The organism is Pseudonocardia sp. T1-2H (genome assembly GCF_038039215.1).
Lineage (GTDB): Bacteria > Actinomycetota > Actinomycetes > Mycobacteriales > Pseudonocardiaceae > Pseudonocardia.
Genome location: NZ_JBBPCL010000001.1, coordinates 1438955 through 1455245 on the forward strand (window position 1 = coordinate 1438955; position 16291 = coordinate 1455245).

Genomic DNA, 16291 nt, shown 5'->3' on the forward strand with positions numbered 1-16291 from the left:
GGGTGCTCAGCGGGTGATGCCGGGGAACGGCGGGATCACCGGTGTGGTGCCCGTCGCGATCCGCCAGCGGGCACTCCGGGTGGTGCCCTCGACCAGCGCCTTCAGCCCCGCCGCGCGCAGCTGCGGCTCCTCGGTGTGTTCCAGGACCGAGCGCCAGGCGGCCATCGCGTCGTCCTCCGCGGCGATGGCCAGGCGGCCCGCGCCGAGGGCGTCGGTGACCGGTTGCGGGGTCGTGTAAGCGGGCTGCGCGGACACCGGGCGGGCGCCGAGCTCGGTGAGGGTCTGCTCGATCTGCGAGCGCAGCGTCCGGTGCGCCTCGATGTCCTTGCGGGCCTGGGCCGCCTGGTCCGTCGGGACGAACGCGAGGATCAGCGTGTAGGACCACAGGGCCGCGTGCTCGGTGGCGAGCGCGCCCTGCAGCGCGGTGATCGCCTCGCCGCTGATGGCGGACTCCTGCTGGCGGGGGGCGCTCACGTCAGCACCGCCGCGTACGTCGTGCAGCAGGCGGTGATCGCCGCGACGAGCCCCACCCGCTCGACCCCGATGCCGCCGACGAGCCCCTGCGCCTCCCGGGCCGCGTCCTCGATCGCGGTCCGGACGGCGGGGAGGTCGGCGGTCCGTGGCGCGGCCGGCGGGGCGGTGGACGCGCGGGCCTGCGGGTCGAGCCGCTGGATCTCGCGGTCCAGCGCTGCGGCGTGGTCCGTGCGGGCGGAGCTCAGCGGGGCGAGCCGCTCGGTCAGCCCGGGGTCCGCCGCGATCGCGGCGGTGATCACGGCCGTGTCCGCGCGGGCCCGTCGGGCGAGCGCGATCAGCGGGTCCGGCCCGTCGGATCCGGTGCCCGTGGTGGTGCAGGCGGCCAGTGCGGGGGAGACCGTCACCGCTGCCGCACCCGCCGCCGTGAGCGCGAACAGCCGTCGTCGGCTCAGCGTCGGACCGGGGACGTTCACGGACCGGCATCCTGCCAGGCGGCCGATCACGGGCCGCCACCCGCGCGGGCGACGGGGTCCGGGGTGCGGCGCGATACGCTGGACGGCCCGTCCGGCCCGACGTCTCGGCCTTCGATCGTCCCGGCCCTGATCGTCCGGCCGGACGGGAGCAGGGTGCCGGCATGCCGGTGCCGACCGTGACGGCGACGACAGAGCGCGACCCGCCGAGGAACCGACCGCGAGGAGCGACCGCGATGCCCAGTCCAGACCCCGAGCAGCTCACCGGGCTGCTGCGCGGTGTGCTGGAGCCCGTCGTCGCCGGCGCAGGCTACGAGCTCGACGAGCTCGACGTGCGTTCGGCGGGCCGGCGGCACACCGTCAAGGTCGTCGTGGACGTCCCGGAGAACGGCGCGCACGGGTCGGACTCCGTGGGCCTGGACGCCATCGCGGAGCTGAGCCGCACCGTCGCCGCCGAGCTCGACGGGCACGAGCACCTGATCGAGGGCTCCTACACGCTCGAGGTCACCTCGCCCGGTGTCGACCGCCCGCTCACCCGTCCGCTGCACTGGCGGCGGGCGAAGCTGCGGCTGGTCCGCGTCACCCTCGTCGGTGGCGGCACCCAGGACGTCCGCGTCGGCGAGGCGGGCCCGGACTCCGTCACCGTCGTCGACGCGGGCGCGAAGAAGCCCGAACGCCGCACGCTGCGCTACGCCGACGTCGCGAACGCCGTCGTGCAGGTCGAGTTCCGCCCGCCGCCCGCGGCCGAGACCACCCTGCTGGCGCCCCCTTCCGACACCGACGACGGCGTGGCCGAGCACGACCCCCAGGAGCTCTCATGAACGTCGACATCGCCGCGCTCCGCGCGATCGAGCGCGACAAGGACATCCCGTTCGACATGGTCATCGAGGCCATCGAGACGGCGCTGATCACCGCCTACCGGCACACCGACGGCCACCAGCCGCACGCGCGCGTCGACATCGACCGCAAGTCCGGCCTCGTCCGCGTCATGGCGCAGGAGATGGCCGAGGACGGGTCCGTCGCCCAGGAGTGGGACGACACCCCCGAGGGCTTCGGCCGCATCGCGGCCACCACGGCCCGCCAGGTGATCGTGCAGCGGCTGCGGGACGCCGAGCACGAGCGCACCTACGGCGAGTACTCCACCAAGGAGGGCGAGATCGTCGCCGGGGTGATCTCGCGCGACGCCCGCGCGAACGCCCGCGGCGTGGTCGTCGTGGCCCTGGGGCAGACCGAGGGCGTGCTGCCCCAGGCCGAGCAGGTCCCCGGGGAGAAGTACGTGCACGGCGAGCGCATCCGCTGTTACGTGGTCGGCGTGACGCGCGGAATGCGCGGTACCCAGATCACGTTGTCCCGTACACACCCCAACCTCGTGCGCAAGCTGTTCGCGCTCGAGGTGCCGGAGCTCGTCGACGGCTCCGTGGAGATCATGTCCATCGCCCGCGAGGCCGGCCACCGGTCCAAGATCGCGGTCCGCTCGACCGTGTCCGGGGTCAACCCCAAGGGCGCCTGCATCGGACCGATGGGCCAGCGGGTACGCAACGTGATGAGCGAGCTCGCGGGGGAGAAGATCGACATCATCGACTGGGACGAGGACCCGGCGACGTTCGTCGGGAACGCGCTCTCGCCGTCGAAGGTGGTGTCCGTCACCGTGGTCGACGCCAAGAGCCGCACCGCCCGCGTCGTCGTCCCGGACTTCCAGCTCTCCCTCGCCATCGGCAAGGAGGGGCAGAACGCCCGGCTCGCCGCCCGGCTGACCGGCTGGCGGATCGATATCCGCAGCGACGCCGACCCGCGCAACGCCGCCCTCACCGCGGACGGCGAGGGGGTCGACGCCGACGTGGAGCCGGACGCCGACGTGGCGGAGATCGCGCGGCCGGCGGGGACGGAGTCGGTCGGCTGACCCGCGACGCGCTACACTCAGGTCCGGCCCGTCACCAGGGGCCGGTTCCCGTACGTTCCGGTTCGGATCCTGTCCGTACCTGTGTGGGATGCCGCTCCCGGGAGCTGGCCACCGGTCTGTTGCGAGTCGTCGCGGTGGACGGGACCCTGGTCCCGGACCCGCGCCGAAGACTTCCCGGCCGGGGTGCCTGGCTGCACCCCGTGCCGGAGTGTCTGGACCGTGCGGAGCGGAGATCGGCCTTCCCGAGGGCGTTGCGCGTCCCCGGGCGGCTGGACACCGCCCCGATACGGAGGTTCCTGCAGGAAGGCGCTGCAGGGGACGACGGCACGGGATCGGAATCGGCACGAGGGGTTCGGGAAGCGCCCGGACCCGTCATTCACGGAAGCAAGGTCGACCCGTCATGAGCCAGTCGTGAAGATCGCACCATGAACGTGCATCGACTTTAGGTTCGAGGTCGAGCGGGAGTTGCCGCCGGCCTCTTCGAGTACAAGGAGAGCAGTGGCAGGCAAGGCCCGCGTTCACGAGCTTGCGAAAGAGCTCGGACTCAGCAGTAAGCAGGTCCTCAGCAAGCTGCAGGACCTCGGGGAGTACGTGAAGTCCCCCTCCTCCACCGTCGAGGCCCCCGTCGCGCGCAAGCTGCGTGACTCGGTCTCCGGCGGCGGCAACGGCAACGGTGGTGGCGGCGGTGGCCGTCGTGCCCCCGGTGGCGCTCGCCCCGGCCCCCGTCCCTCGGGCGGCCCCACCCCCACCCCCGGTCCCTCGGCCGTGCCCGGTCCGCCGCGTTCCGGCGGCGTCCCCGGACCGTCCGCGGTGCCCGGCCCCGGACCGCGTCCCGGCCCCCGGCCGCCCGCGGCCCCCTCGACCCCTCCGGCCCCGGCGGCTCCCGCCGCTCCGGCGGCTCCCGCCGCTCCGGCGGCCTCGTCCGCTCCGGCCCCGGCCGAGCGTCAGCAGCGGCCCGAGCAGCGGCCGGGTTCCGGCCCGCGCCCTGGTGCCCCCGGACCCCGTCCGGGTCCGCAGCCGGTGCGGCAGCAGCCCGCGACCGAGCAGCCGGCGGCGCAGGCCCCGGCCGCCCCGGCCGAGCCCGCGGCCCGTCCCGGCCCGCGTCCGCAGCAGCAGCCCTCCCGGCAGCAGCCCGCGGCCGCATCGTCCGGTGACACCGGCACGGTCCCGCCGCGTCCCTCGGGCCCGCGGCCCGGTCCGCGCACCCCGCGGGTCGGCAACAACCCCTTCGGCGTCGGCTCCGGCGCCCCGCCCCGTCCGGCCGCTCCGCGTCCCGGTCCGCCCCCCGCCGCACCGCAGGGTGGCGGCGCGGGTGAGCGTCCCGAGCGCAGCGGTGGCCCCGGCGGCCAGGGCGGCGCCCGTCCCGGCCCCGGCCAGGGTGGACCGCGTCCCGCGGCCCGTCCGGGCGGCGAGGCCGGTCGCGGTGGCCCGCGTCCGCCGAACCCCGGCAACATGCCGCCTCGCCCCAACCCGGGGATGATGCCGGCCAAGCCGGCCGGTGGCCGTCCCGCGCCCGGTGGGCGTGGTGGTCCCGGTGGTGGCCGAGGTGGCCCCGGCGGCGGTCGTCCCGGTGGTCCGGGCGGTCGTCCCGGTGGTGGCGGCGGCGGTTTCCGTCCCGGTGGCGGTGGCCCCGGTGGCGGCGGCGGCGCCCCGGCCGGTGGTGGCTTCCGTGGACGTCCCGGCGGCGGCGGTGGCCGTGGCCGTGGCGGTACCGCGGGTGCGTTCGGTCGTCCCGGCGGACCGGCCCGCAAGGGTCGTAAGTCGAAGCGGCAGAAGCGCCAGGAATACGACGCCATGCAGGCGCCCTCGGTCGGCGGCGTTCGCCTTCCGAAGGGCCAGGGCGAGACGATCCGTCTCCCCCGTGGCGCGTCCCTGACGGACTTCGCAGACAAGATCAACGCCAACCCGGCGTCGCTGGTCCAGGTCCTGTTCCACCTGGGTGAGATGGTCACGTCGACACAGTCCGTGTCGGACGAGATCCTCGAGCTGCTCGGGTCGGAGATGAACTACCAGGTCCAGGTCGTCAGCCCGGAGGAGGAGGACCGGGAGCTGCTCGACAGCTTCTCCCTCACCTACGGCGAGAACGCCGGGGACGACGACGACCTCGAGGTCCGGCCGCCGGTCGTGACCGTCATGGGTCACGTCGACCACGGTAAGACGCGACTGCTGGACACGATCCGCAAGGCGAACGTCCGCGAGAGCGAGGCCGGCGGCATCACCCAGCACATCGGTGCCTACCAGGTGATGGCCGAGCTCGAGGGCTACGAGCGTCCGATCACGTTCATCGACACCCCGGGTCACGAGGCGTTCACCGCCATGCGTGCCCGTGGTGCGAAGTCCACGGACATCGCGGTGATCGTGGTCGCGGCCGACGACGGCGTCATGCCGCAGACGGTCGAGGCGATCAACCACGCCCAGGCGGCGAACGTGCCGGTCGTGGTCGCGGTCAACAAGATCGACAAGGAGGGGGCCAACCCCGCCAAGATCCGCCAGCAGCTCACCGAGTACGGGCTGGTCGCCGAGGAGTACGGCGGCGACACGATGTTCGTGGACATCTCTGCGAAGCAGGGCACGAACATCGACCAGCTCCTCGAGTCGATCCTGCTCACGGCGGACGCCGCTCTGGACCTCCGGGCCAACCCGGACATGGAGGCCCAGGGTGTCGCGATCGAGGCGCACCTCGACCGCGGCCGCGGCCCCGTGGCCACGGTCCTGGTGCAGCGCGGAACGCTGCACGTCGGCGACTCGATCGTCGCGGGAGACGCCTCCGGGCGTGTCCGGCGGATGTTCGACGAGCACGGCGAGGACATCATCGAGGCGACCCCGTCGCGTCCGGTCCAGGTCATCGGCTTCACGTCGGTGCCCGGTGCGGGTGACACCTTCCTCGTCGTCGACGAGGACCGGGTCGCGCGGCAGATCGCCGACCGGCGGCGCGCTCGTGAGCGCAACGCCGAACTGGCGAGCCGTCGCAAGCGCGTCAGCCTCGAGGACCTCGATGCGGCGCTCAAGGAGACGAACCAGCTCAACCTGATCATCAAGGGTGACAACTCGGGTACCGTCGAGGCCCTCGAGGACGCCCTGATGAAGCTGGACGTGGGCGAGGACGTCGAACTGCGCGTCATCCACCGCGGCGTCGGTGGGATCACCGAGGGCGACATCAACCTCGCCATCGCGGACAACGTCATCGTCATGGGCTTCAACGTCCGTGCCGAGGGCAAGGCCACGGAGCTGGCCAACCGCGAGGGCGTGGAGATCCGCTACTACTCGGTGATCTACCAGGCGATCGACGAGATCGAGGCGGCCCTGAAGGGCATGCTGAAGCCGGAGTACGAGGAGGTGGAGCTCGGCCGCGCCGAGGTCCGCGACGTCTTCAAGTCCTCCAAGTTCGGCACCATCGCCGGTTGCCTCGTGATGGGCGGCGAGATCCGTCGCAACGCGCGCGGCCGCCTGCTGCGGGACAGCGTCGTGATCGCCGAGAACCTGCCGATCAGCTCGCTGCGGCGGTTCAAGGACGACGTGGTCGAGGTCCGCGAGGGCTACGAGTGCGGTCTCACCCTCGGCACGTACAGCGACATCAAGGTCGGTGACGTGATCGAGACCTTCGAGATGCGCGAGAAGCCCCGCGCCTGATCGAACGTGATGTCGGGTGCGCAGTCCCATCCCGGTGGGGCTGCGCACCCGCCTCGCCTACGGTGGCCTCATGTACGTGGGGGCCCTCGAGCTCGACCTCCTCCTCGGGGATGTGCGCTCGTTGAAACAGAAGCGCTCCGTGGTCCGGCCCGTCGTGGCCGAGCTGCGGCGCAAGTACGAGGTGTCGGCCGCCGAGGCCGGACACCTCGATCTCCACCGCCGCGCCCTGATCGGGGTGTCCTGCGTCGCCGCGGACCCCGGCCACGTCACCGCGGTGCTCGACTCGTGCGAGCGGCTCGTCGCCGCCCGCCCGGAACTCGAACTCCTCTCGGCGCGGCACCGGATGCTGGGCCCCGAGGACGACTGACGAAGGACGACAGGGAGTACGCGCCATGGTGGACCAGAGCCGCGCGCGCCGGCTGGCCAAGCGGATCTCGCAGATCGTCGCGCACGCGATCGAGCACGAGATCAAGGACCCGCGCCTGACGATGGTGACGATCACCGACAGCCGGGTGACCGGCGACCTGCGGGAGGCGACCGTGTACTACACGGTCCTCGGTCGGTCCGTGGACGAGGCGCCGGACCTGGCGGGTGCCGCCGCGGCGCTCGCCAGCGCGTCGGGGGTCCTGCGCTCCACGGTCGGTCAGCAGACCGGCATCCGGCACACGCCGAGCCTCGCGTTCGTCGCCGACCAGGTGCCGGACGAGGCCCGCCGGATGGAGGAGCTCCTCGCCCGCACCCGCGAGTCCGACGCCGAGGTGGCCCGGCTCGCCGCCGGCGCCCGCCCGGCCGGGGAGGCCGATCCCTACCGCGCCCCGCGCGAGCGCGCGGACGACGGCGACGAGGTCGAGTGACGGCCACGGCGACCACGCGGGTGGTGCCCCCGGTGGGGCAGGGGATCCGCTCCGCGGCCCTCGAGGCCTCGGTCGCCGGGGCCGCGAACGTGCTGCGGGGCGCCCGTGAGGTCGTCCTGCTCGCCCACGTGCAGCCGGACGCGGACGCGCTCGGCAGCGCGCTGGCCCTCGGGATCGCGCTGCACCGGCGCGGCGTGCGCGTGACCGTCTCCTTCGGCGCCACGTCCGGAGCTGACGAGCGGGTCCCGGAGTCCCTGCGCTCGCTGGACGAGTACGGCCTGCTCGTGCCCGCCGCCGAGGTCCCCGCGGCCCCCGAGGTCCTCGTCGCCTGCGACACCGCGGACATCGGGCGGCTCGGCTCGCTGGCCGGCCTCCTCGACACCGCGGGCACGTCGATCCTGGTGGACCACCACGCGTCGAACCCGGGGTTCGGGACGGTGCGCGTGCTGGACCCGGCCGCGGAAGCCACCGTGATGCTCGTGCGCCGGGTGCTCGCCGCGCTCGGCGAGCCCCTGGACGCCGTCATCGGCCGCTGCCTCTACGCCGGGCTGGCCACGGACACCGTCGGGTTCCGCACCGCGGGCCCCGGTGCGCACCGCCTCGCCGCCGAGCTGGTGGAGGCCGGGGTGGAGGTCGAGCCGTTGATCCGGCGGATCGTCGACACCCACCCGTTCAGCTGGCTGCAGGCCCTGGCCGGCCTCCTCGCGGACGCCCGGCTGGAGCCGGACGCGGCGGGCGGGCGGGGCCTCGTGCACACCTCCGTCCCGGCCGCCGTCGTCGCGGCGTTCGGCCAGGAGGAGGTCGAGAGCGTGGTCGGCCACCTGCGGACCGCCGCGGAGGCGGACGTCGCCGCGGTGTTCAAGCAGGTCGGCCCGCAGCGCTGGGCGCTGTCGCTGCGCGGGAAGGGCAGCGTGGACCTGTCCGCCGTGGCCGTCGCGCTGGGCGGGGGCGGGCACCACGACGCCGCCGGCGCCGTAGGGGACGGCGACCTCGCCGAGGTGCGGGCGGCGCTGCGGGCGGCGCTCACCGCCGTGACCGGCTGACCCCCCTTGCCCGCCGTGCCTCTCTCAGGTGGATCTCACCTGGCGTCGCTACCGTGTGCAGAGCCTAGGAGGACCCTGTGACCCCGGAGCCCGCCCTGACCTTCCCCGCGCTGCCCCGACTCCGTTCCCCCCACCACACGTTTCTGCTCGCCGCCCTCCGCCGCCCCGGTCAGATCGGGGCGGTCGCCCCGCTTCCCGCAGCTCGCCGCGCTGCTCGCATCGGTCGTGCCCACCGAGGGCGCCCCGGTCGTCGTCGAGCTGGGGCCCGGGACCGGCGCCATCAGCGCCGCCATCGAGGAACGGCAGCCGCCGCGCGCGCGGCACCTCGCCGTCGAGCTGGACCGGGGGATGGCGGACTACCTGCGTCGCACCCGCCCCGGGCTGGAGGTGGTGCAGGGCAACGCCCTCGCGCTGTCCACCCTGCTCGCCGAGCGCACCGTCCCGGCCGTCGACGCGGTGATCAGCGGGCTGCCGTGGTCGCTGTTCGACCGGGCCACGCAGCGCGACATCCTCGACGAGGCCGCCGGCGTCCTCGCACCGAACGGGGCGTTCGTCACCTTCGCCTACAGCTACACGGTGGTCATGCCGCCGGCGCGGCGTTTCCGCCGGCTGCTGCACGAGGTGTTCGACGAGGTCGTGGTCACCCGCACGGTCTGGCGCAACCTGCCGCCCGCCTTCGCCTACATCTGCCGCCGCCCCCGGGTGACCGGGGGAGTGTCCGCGCCCCGGGCGATCGCCGGGGGATGATCCCGGGGTGAGCGACCCGCACCACCGATCCGACCCGCACGACCCGGAGGCCGACGGCCCGCTCCCGGCCCGCAGCGTCCTGCGGCTCGCCCTGCCCGCGCTCCCCGTGCTGGCGGCGGAGCCGCTCTACGTGCTGGTGGACACGGCCGTCGTCGGCCGGCTCGGGGCGGTCCCGCTGGCCGGGCTGGCCGTCGCCGGGGTGCTGTTCACCCAGGTCACGAGCCAGCTGAACTTCCTCTCCTACGGCACGACCGCCCGCGCGGCCCGGCTGCACGGCGCCGGCCGCCGGTCGGCGGCCGTCGGGGAGGGCGTGCAGGCGACGTGGCTCGCGCTGGCCGTCGGGCTCGTCGTGCTCGGGGCCGGGCAGCTCGTCGCCGGGCCGCTCGCGCAGGCCCTCGGCGACGGCGGCGAGATCGCGTCGTCGGCCGTCTCCTGGCTGCGGATCGCGCTCTTCGGCGCACCGATGGTGCTCGTCACGCTCGCCGGCAACGGTTGGATGCGCGGCGTCCAGGACACCGTGCGGCCGATGCGGTACGTGTTGGCCGGCAACGGCCTCTCCGCCCTGATGTGCCCGTTCCTGGTGCACGGCGCCGGGTCCTGGCCCGGCTGGGGCCTGGAGGGCTCGGCGGTGGCGAACGTGGTGGCCCAGACCGTCGTCGCAGGTCTCTTCCTGGCCGCCCTCGCGAAGGAGCGGCGGGCCGCCCCCGACGCCGATCCGGTGCCGCTGCGGCCGGTCCCGTCGCTGATCAGGGCCCAGCTCGGGCTCGGCCGGGACCTCATCCTGCGCACCGCCGCGTTCCAGGCCTGCTTCCTCTCCGCGACGGCCGTCGCCGCCCGGTTCGGCGCGCCCTCGGTGGCCGCGCACCAGATCGTCCTGCAGCTGTGGAACTTCCAGTCGCTCGTGCTCGACGCCGTGGCGATCGCCGCCCAGTCCCTGGTCGGGGCCGCGCTGGGGGCGGGCGGGGCGCAGCGGGCGAAGGCGGTGGCGAAGCAGGTCACCCGCTACGGGCTGGTCCTCGGGATCGGGTTCGCGGTGGTGTTCGCCGCGCTCTACCCGGTACTGCCGCGGGTGTTCACCGCCGATCCGGCGACGCTCGCCGCCGTCCCGCTGGCGTGGTGGTTCTTCACCGCGCTGCAGCCGATCGCGGGAGTGGTCTTCGCGATCGACGGGGTGCTGCTCGGCGCCGGGGACGCGGCGTTCCTCCGCACGACGACGCTGCTCGCCGCGGCCGCCGGCTTCCTCCCGCTGATCTGGGTCTCGCTCGTGTTCGGCTGGGGCCTCGCCGGGATCTGGACCGGGCTGAGCCTGTTCATGCTGATCAGGCTGGTGGCGGTGGGCCTGCGGATGTGGTCGGGACGCTGGGCGGTGACGGGAGCGGTCCGGGCCTGACCGCCGGGATCCGGACGGTGAACACCGTGCCGGGCGAACCGGGCCTCAGGTCCACGCTGCCGCCGAGCCGCCGCGCGACCCGGGACACCAGCGCCAGGCCGATCCCGCGCGGCCGGTCCGGCGCCGCGGGCTTGGTGGAGAAGCCGTGCTCGAAGATGTCCTCCCCGGCGTCGGGCGGCACGCCGGGTCCGGTGTCCGCGACCTCGAGGACCAGCCGGCCGTGCTCGGTGGCCAGCCGGACGCGGATCTCGGCGGGGGCGCCGGGGTCGGACTCCCGGCCGGTCGTGACGGCGTCCAGGGCGTTGTCGACGAGGTTGCCCAGCAGGGTGACGAGATCGTCGGGGGACGCGGCCGTCGTCGTCCCCCCGTCGGTGGTGTCGGTGACGGTGAACGCGACGTCGCGCTCCGCGGCGACCCACGCCTTGTCCACCAGCACCGCGGCGAGGACCGGGTCCTGCACCTGGGCGAGCACCGCCTCCGCGGGCCCGCGGGTGCGGTCCAGGGCGGTGGTGCCGGCCCGCAGCGCGTCCGCGGTGTCCCCGAGCTGGACCAGCGTGAGCACGGTCTGCATCCGGTTGGCGAACTCGTGGGCCTGCCCGGCCAGCGCGCGGGCGCGGTCGCGGGCCGCGTCGCGCTGGCGGAGTGCGTCCGCGACCTCGGTGCGGTCCCGGAGCGTGACGACCCGGGTCCCGGCGCCCGCCCGTTCCCCGGCGGCGGTGCGGCTCACGAGCAGGACGCGTTCCCCGGCGAGGGCGAGGGAGTCCCGGACCTCGACGGACCCGCCGGACTCCGGGGGCCGGACCACCGCCCGCAACGCCGGGTCGACGCCCAGCTCGGCCAGCCGACGGCCTTCGACGTCGTCGCCGGCCCAGCCGAGGAGCCTTCTCGCCTCCGCGTTCGCGACCACCACCCGCCCCCGCGGGTCCAGCACGACCAGGCCCTCCCGGACGGCGTGCAGCACCGCGTCGTGATGGGCGTAGGCGGCGGCGATCTCCTCGGGCTCGAGGCCCAGGGTCTGCCGCCGGACCCGGCGGGCGAGCAGCCACGCGAGCAGTCCGCCGAGCGCCACCGCGGCCGCGGCGACCAGCAGGATCCAGGGCAGCTCCCGCCACACCAGGGCACTGATCCGGTTCTCCAGCACCCCGACGGACACCATCCCGACGACCCGCCCGCCGTCGACCACGGGCACGACGGTCCGGATCGACGGCCCGAGCGTGCCGAGGAAGTGCTCGCTGTGGGGCTGTCCGGCCAGCGCCTCGGCCGTCGAGCCCACGTAGACGCCGCCGATCCGGTCCGGCTCGGCGTGGCTGTAGCGGATGCCCTGCGGGCTCATCACCACGACGAACGCGGTGCCGGTGGCGATCCGGACGCGTTCGGCCAGCGGCTGCATCGTGCGGGCGACGACGAACGGGTCGCCGCCCGCCGCCACGGCCGCGACCACCTGCGGGTCCGTCGCCACGGACGTCGCGGTCGCCCGGGTGAGCCGCTCGGCCGCGTCCGTCTCGACCTCGCGTGCGCCCCACACCCCGAGCGCCGCCACCCCGCCGACGGTGATCAGCACCGTCACCAGCTGCAACGCCAACAGCCGGCGGACGAGGCGCGAGCCCCGCCGCCGGCTGTCCCGACGCGTCCCGGTCACGGGCGCATGTATACCGCTCAGCGGTTCGTCGTGGCGGCGAGCTCGCGGTCGGCGGGCCCGTCGACGGCGACGGGCTGCTCCTCGGCGCCCTCGCCGTGCTCGGCGTCCATGTCCGACTCCACCAGCGACGGGTCGTCGAGCACCGCGGCGAGCCGCTCGCGGTCGAAGCTCGTCGTTCCACCGGGCGATCACCAGGGTGGCGACGACGTTGCCGATGCAGTTGGTCAGCGCCCGGCCCTCGCTCATCACCCGGTCGATGCCGATGATCACCGCGATGCCGACGGCGATGGCCTCCGGGGTGAAGAACTCCCCGCCGAACGCCTGCAGCGAGGCGGACAGCGTGATCAGCCCGGCGCCGGTGATGCCCGCGGCGCCCTTGGACGTCAGCACCATCAGCAGGGCGAGGCCGATCTGGGCGCCGACCGGCAGCGTCTCACCGCCCGCCTGGATGATGAACAGCGCGCCGAGCGTCAGGTAGATGCAAGTGCCGTCGAGGTTGAACGAGTAGCCGGTCGGGATGACCAGGCCGACGGTCTGCCGCGACGCGCCCGCGGACTCCAGCTTGGTCAGCAGCCGGGGCAGCACGGACTCCGACGACGAGGTGCCGAGGATGATCAGCAGCTCGTCCTTGATCAGCCGGATGACCTTGAAGATGTTGAACCCGGCCCACGCGGAGACGGCGCCGAGCACCACGACCACGAACACGGCGCAGGTGCCCCAGAAGACGAGCATCAGGGCGCCGAGGTTGCCCAGCGACGAGGCGCCGAACGCGGCGACCGTGTAGGCCATGCCGCCGAACGCGCCGAGCGGCGCCGCCCACATGATCAGCTTGATGATGCCGAAGATCACCTTCGCGATGCTGTCGATCGCGCCGACGATCCGCGTCCGCATCGGCGCGGCGAGCATGCTGACCGCGCACGCGGTGAGGATCGCCAGCACCAGGACCTGCAGGACCTTGTTGTCCACGAACGGGCCGAGGAAGCTCTTCGGCAGCAGGTCGTTGGTGATGAACGCGACGATGCCGGAGTCCGTCTCGCCGGAGCCGATCTGCTTCTGCGCCGCGTCGAGCTGGGCCTGCGAGGGGGTGCCCTGGAAGCCCGCCCCCGGCGCGAACACGTTGGCCGCGGTGAGCCCGAGGGTCAGCGCGACGGCCGTCGCGACGAGGAAGTAGCCGAGCGCGCGGGTGGCGAGGCGGCCGGCGCGGGCCAGGTTGCCGATCGAGGCGATGCCGACGACGACGGTGCAGAAGATCACCGGGCCGACGATCACCTTGATCATCTGGACGAAGGCGTCGGCGAGCCACTTCGTCTCCTTGGCCACGCCCGGCGCGAGCAGGCCGAGGAGGATTCCTCCGACGATGCCCACGATGACCCAGAACCAGAGCTGGGTGAAGAACCGCCTCCGTCGTCTCGGAGCGGTGGTGGTCGTTTCGCTGGCGACCTGAGCCATGATCGTCCTCCTCGACGTCGGTGACGGAACGGTAGGGACGTGACCGGAGTCATGTCAGTCCCTGGACCCTCATAATTGGGCGGTTGTTGAGGTTCTGCAGAACGGAGGTCCGTCGCGGTGCGTGCCCTGCTCGTCGAGGACGACGAGGTGCTCGGCAAGGCGCTCCGCCGCGCCCTGTCCGAGGGCGGGTTCCGCGTGCGCCACGTGACGACCGGCGGCGCCGCGCTCGCCGCCGTCGCCGAGGACGAACCGGACGTCGTGCTGCTGGACATGGGCCTGCCGGACCGGGACGGGCTGGCCGTCTGCCGCGGGATCCGCGAGATCTCCCGGGTGCCGATCCTGGCCGTCACCGGGCGGGGCGCGGTGGAGGCGCGGGTCCGCGGGCTGCGCAGCGGTGCGGACGACTACATCGTCAAGCCGTTCCTGGTCGAGGAGCTGCTGGCGAGGATGGACGCCGTGCTGCGCCGTACCCGCGGGCTCGGTGTCGCGCCCACGGTCGTCGCCGGGGACGTGGAGGTGGACCTGTCCCGGCGGTCGGTGACCGTCGCGGGAGAGCCGGTCACGCTCGCGCGCAAGGAGTTCGACCTGCTCGCGGCGCTGGCCCGGCGGGAGGGCGCGGTGGTGGCGCGCGACGAGCTGCTCGACGAGGTGTGGGGGAGCGTGGACGCCAGCGCGCGGCGGACCCTGGAGGCGCACGTCGGGCTGGTGCGGTCGAAGCTCGGCCGGCCGGGGGCGATCGTGACGGTGCGCGGAGTCGGCTACCGGCTGGACCGGTAGGTTCGCCCGTCGTGCCCGCACCTCGCCCCGCCGTCCCGCCCGGCCTCGTCGTCGTCGACAAGCCCGGCGGTCTCACCTCGCACGACGTCGTCGCCCGGCTGCGCCGGATCCTGCGCACCCGCAAGGTCGGCCACGCCGGGACGCTGGACCCGATGGCCACCGGCGTGCTGGTCTGCGGGGTCGAGCGCGGCACCAAGCTGCTCGGGCACCTCGCGCTGGACACCAAGGCGTACACGGCGACGATCCGGCTCGGCGCCGCCACCACGACCGACGACGCCGAGGGCGAGGTCCTCTCGACCGCCGACGCGACGGCCGTCACCGAGGAGGCCGTCCGGGCCGCGATGGCGCCGCTGACCGGGGCGATCGAGCAGGTGCCCAGCTCGGTCAGCGCGATCAAGATCGACGGCGAGCGGGCCTACAAGCGGGTCCGGGCCGGGGAGGACGTCGTCCTCCCGGCGCGGCCGGTCGTCGTGTCGGCGTTCACGCTGCTCGCGGTGCGCCGCGTCGAGGGCTTCCTGGACCTCGACGTCCTGGTGGACTGCTCGTCGGGCACCTACGTCCGCGCGCTGGCCCGGGACCTGGGGGCGGGCCTGGGCGTCGGCGGGCACCTGACCGCGCTGCGCCGCACGCGCGTCGGGCCGTTCGACCTCACCCACGCCCGCACGCTGGAGCAGCTCGAGGTGGACCCGGCGCTGTCCCTGGGCCTCGACGAGGCGGTGGCGACCGCGTTCCCGCGCCGGGACGTCGACACGTCGGGGGCCACGGACGTCTCGTACGGGAAGTCCCTGCCGCCGGCCGGGCTGGACGGGACCTACGGGGTCTTCGACCCGGCCGGGCGCGCGTTGGCGCTGATGGCGGACCGGGAGGGTGCCGCGCGGCCGCTGGTCGTGCTCGCTCCGGCCGGGTCCTGAGATCGCCCCGCACGCGGTCTGCGTAGGCTCACGGGTGTGCAGCGCTGGCGTGGACTCGAGGCCGTCCCGTCCGGATGGGGCCGCAGCGTCGTCACCGTCGGGGTGTTCGACGGTGTGCACCGCGGTCATCAACAGCTGATCTCGCGGGCGGTCGGCCGGGCGCGGGAGCGGAACCTGCCGAGCGTGGTCGTGACGTTCGATCCGCATCCCGCCGAGCTGGTGCGCCCCGGGTCCCATCCGGCGGCCCTGACCTCGCTCAGCCGCCGGGCCGAGCTGGTGGCCCAGGCGGGCGCGGACGCGTTCTGCGTCATCCCGTTCACCCCCGAGCTTCTCCCGCATGGAGCCCGCCGAGTTCGCCCACGAGGTGCTGGTGGACCGGCTGCACGCCGCGGTCGTCGTGGTGGGCAGCAACTTCACCTTCGGCCACCGTGCCGCCGGGGACCTGGACACCCTGCGCAGGCTGGGGGAGCGCTTCGGCTTCGAGGTCGAGGGCCTGGACCTGATCATCGACTCGGACCACGGCGGCATCACCTTCTCCTCCACCTACGTCCGGTCCTGCATCGACGCGGGCGACGTCGACGCCGCGGCCGCCGCGCTCGGCCGGCCGCACCGGATCGACGGGGTGGTCGTGCACGGGGACCGGCGGGGCCGCGAGCTGGGCTTCCCGACCGCCAACATCGCGACCACGCCCTACGCCGCGCTGCCCGCGGACGGTGTCTACGCGGGCTGGTTCCTGATCGGCGACCGCCGCCTGCCCTCGGCGATCTCGGTGGGTACGAACCCGACGTTCTCCGGCCGGGTCCGGACCGTCGAGGCCTACGTGCTCGACGTGGACGAGGACTTCTACGGCCACGAGGTCTCCGTGGAGTTCGCCCACCGCCTGCGCGGCCAGGAGCGGTTCGAGGGGATCGAGCCGCTGATCGCGCAGATGACGGACGACGTGAAGAAGACCCGCACCCTCCTCTGCCCGTAGGCCGCCGCCTGCTCGGGCGTCCGGGGTGGGGTGT

At 74.2% G+C, this 16291-nt stretch carries 14 protein-coding genes and 1 pseudogene; 12 read left to right on the plus strand and 3 right to left on the minus strand.

Annotation, left to right across the window (positions count from 1 at the left end; all coding sequences use genetic code 11):
- Nucleotides 1-6: 6 nt before the first annotated feature.
- Both WBK50_RS07250 and WBK50_RS07255 read right to left on the minus strand, forming a co-directional pair.
- Nucleotides 7-474: a ferritin-like domain-containing protein gene (locus WBK50_RS07250; RefSeq protein ID WP_341334846.1), complete on the minus strand. Its 468-nt coding sequence runs from the start codon at nucleotides 472-474 to the stop codon at nucleotides 7-9.
- Nucleotides 471-947 (minus strand): hypothetical protein, encoded by a 477-nt coding sequence (locus tag WBK50_RS07255; protein WP_341334847.1) that lies wholly within the window; start codon nucleotides 945-947, stop codon nucleotides 471-473. The genes WBK50_RS07250 and WBK50_RS07255 overlap by 4 nt, the downstream gene beginning before the upstream one ends.
- Nucleotides 948-1180: 233 nt before the next feature.
- Here WBK50_RS07255 and rimP point away from each other — a divergent pair, with 233 nt between their 5' ends.
- The 9 genes from rimP (at nucleotide 1181) to WBK50_RS07300 (ending at nucleotide 10508) form a co-directional block, all read left to right on the plus strand.
- The gene (gene rimP / locus WBK50_RS07260; RefSeq protein ID WP_341334848.1) at nucleotides 1181-1765 is read left to right on the plus strand and encodes a ribosome maturation factor RimP; all 585 of its coding nucleotides are present in this window, start codon (nucleotides 1181-1183) and stop codon (nucleotides 1763-1765) included.
- The gene (nusA, locus tag WBK50_RS07265) at nucleotides 1762-2844 is read left to right on the plus strand and encodes a transcription termination factor NusA (RefSeq protein WP_341334849.1); all 1083 of its coding nucleotides are present in this window, start codon (nucleotides 1762-1764) and stop codon (nucleotides 2842-2844) included. The genes rimP and nusA overlap by 4 nt, the downstream gene beginning before the upstream one ends.
- A gap of 134 nt (nucleotides 2845-2978) precedes the next feature.
- Nucleotides 2979-3248 carry a YlxR family protein gene (locus tag WBK50_RS07270; protein ID WP_445942343.1) on the plus strand — a complete coding sequence of 90 codons (270 nt, stop codon included), beginning with the start codon at nucleotides 2979-2981 and terminating at the stop codon, nucleotides 3246-3248.
- A gap of 94 nt (nucleotides 3249-3342) precedes the next feature.
- Complete coding sequence (gene infB, locus WBK50_RS07275; RefSeq protein WP_341334851.1) at nucleotides 3343-6474, plus strand: translation initiation factor IF-2; 3132 nt, start codon at nucleotides 3343-3345, stop codon at nucleotides 6472-6474.
- Between the two features lie 70 nt (nucleotides 6475-6544).
- Entirely contained in the window at nucleotides 6545-6841 is a 297-nt protein-coding gene (locus tag WBK50_RS07280) for a DUF503 domain-containing protein (protein WP_341339327.1), read from the plus strand.
- A 25-nt stretch (nucleotides 6842-6866) separates the two neighbouring features.
- Nucleotides 6867-7328, plus strand: coding sequence for a 30S ribosome-binding factor RbfA (rbfA, locus tag WBK50_RS07285; RefSeq protein ID WP_341334852.1), 462 nt, complete (start codon nucleotides 6867-6869; stop codon nucleotides 7326-7328).
- A 32-nt stretch (nucleotides 7329-7360) separates the two neighbouring features.
- Nucleotides 7361-8371, plus strand: coding sequence for a DHH family phosphoesterase (locus WBK50_RS07290; protein WP_445942344.1), 1011 nt, complete (start codon nucleotides 7361-7363; stop codon nucleotides 8369-8371).
- Nucleotides 8372-8596: 225 nt separating this feature from the next.
- Nucleotides 8597-9118 (plus strand): class I SAM-dependent methyltransferase, encoded by a 522-nt coding sequence (locus WBK50_RS07295; protein WP_341334854.1) that lies wholly within the window; start codon nucleotides 8597-8599, stop codon nucleotides 9116-9118.
- Between the two features lie 7 nt (nucleotides 9119-9125).
- Nucleotides 9126-10508 (plus strand): MATE family efflux transporter, encoded by a 1383-nt coding sequence (locus tag WBK50_RS07300; RefSeq protein WP_341334855.1) that lies wholly within the window; start codon nucleotides 9126-9128, stop codon nucleotides 10506-10508.
- Here the strand turns inward: WBK50_RS07300 and WBK50_RS07305 are convergent.
- Nucleotides 10438-13596, minus strand: coding sequence for a cation:dicarboxylate symporter family transporter (locus tag WBK50_RS07305; RefSeq protein WP_341334856.1), 3159 nt, complete (start codon nucleotides 13594-13596; stop codon nucleotides 10438-10440). The genes WBK50_RS07300 and WBK50_RS07305 overlap by 71 nt on opposite strands.
- A gap of 117 nt (nucleotides 13597-13713) precedes the next feature.
- Here WBK50_RS07305 and WBK50_RS07310 point away from each other — a divergent pair, with 117 nt between their 5' ends.
- The 3 genes and pseudogenes from WBK50_RS07310 to WBK50_RS07320 all read left to right on the plus strand — a co-directional run bounded on the left by WBK50_RS07310 (nucleotide 13714) and on the right by WBK50_RS07320 (nucleotide 16257).
- Nucleotides 13714-14373 (plus strand): response regulator transcription factor, encoded by a 660-nt coding sequence (locus WBK50_RS07310; RefSeq protein WP_341334857.1) that lies wholly within the window; start codon nucleotides 13714-13716, stop codon nucleotides 14371-14373.
- Between the two features lie 11 nt (nucleotides 14374-14384).
- Entirely contained in the window at nucleotides 14385-15284 is a 900-nt protein-coding gene (gene truB, locus WBK50_RS07315) for a tRNA pseudouridine(55) synthase TruB (RefSeq protein ID WP_341334858.1), read from the plus strand.
- Between the two features lie 36 nt (nucleotides 15285-15320).
- Nucleotides 15321-16257: pseudogene (locus WBK50_RS07320) on the plus strand (bifunctional riboflavin kinase/FAD synthetase).
- Nucleotides 16258-16291: the final 34 nt, after the last annotated feature.

Bases quoted from the DNA above. Each gene is read 5' to 3' on its own strand.
- rimP (WP_341334848.1), top strand. From the start codon at position 1,181: ATGCCCAGTCCAGACCCCGAGCAGCTCACCGGGCTGCTGCGCGGTGTG.
- nusA (WP_341334849.1), top strand. From the start codon at position 1,762: ATGAACGTCGACATCGCCGCGCTCCGCGCGATCGAGCGCGACAAGGAC.
- WBK50_RS07280 (WP_341339327.1), top strand. From the start codon at position 6,545: ATGTACGTGGGGGCCCTCGAGCTCGACCTCCTCCTCGGGGATGTGCGC.
- rbfA (WP_341334852.1), top strand. From the start codon at position 6,867: ATGGTGGACCAGAGCCGCGCGCGCCGGCTGGCCAAGCGGATCTCGCAG.
- WBK50_RS07305 (WP_341334856.1), bottom strand. From the start codon at position 13,596: ATGGCTCAGGTCGCCAGCGAAACGACCACCACCGCTCCGAGACGACGG.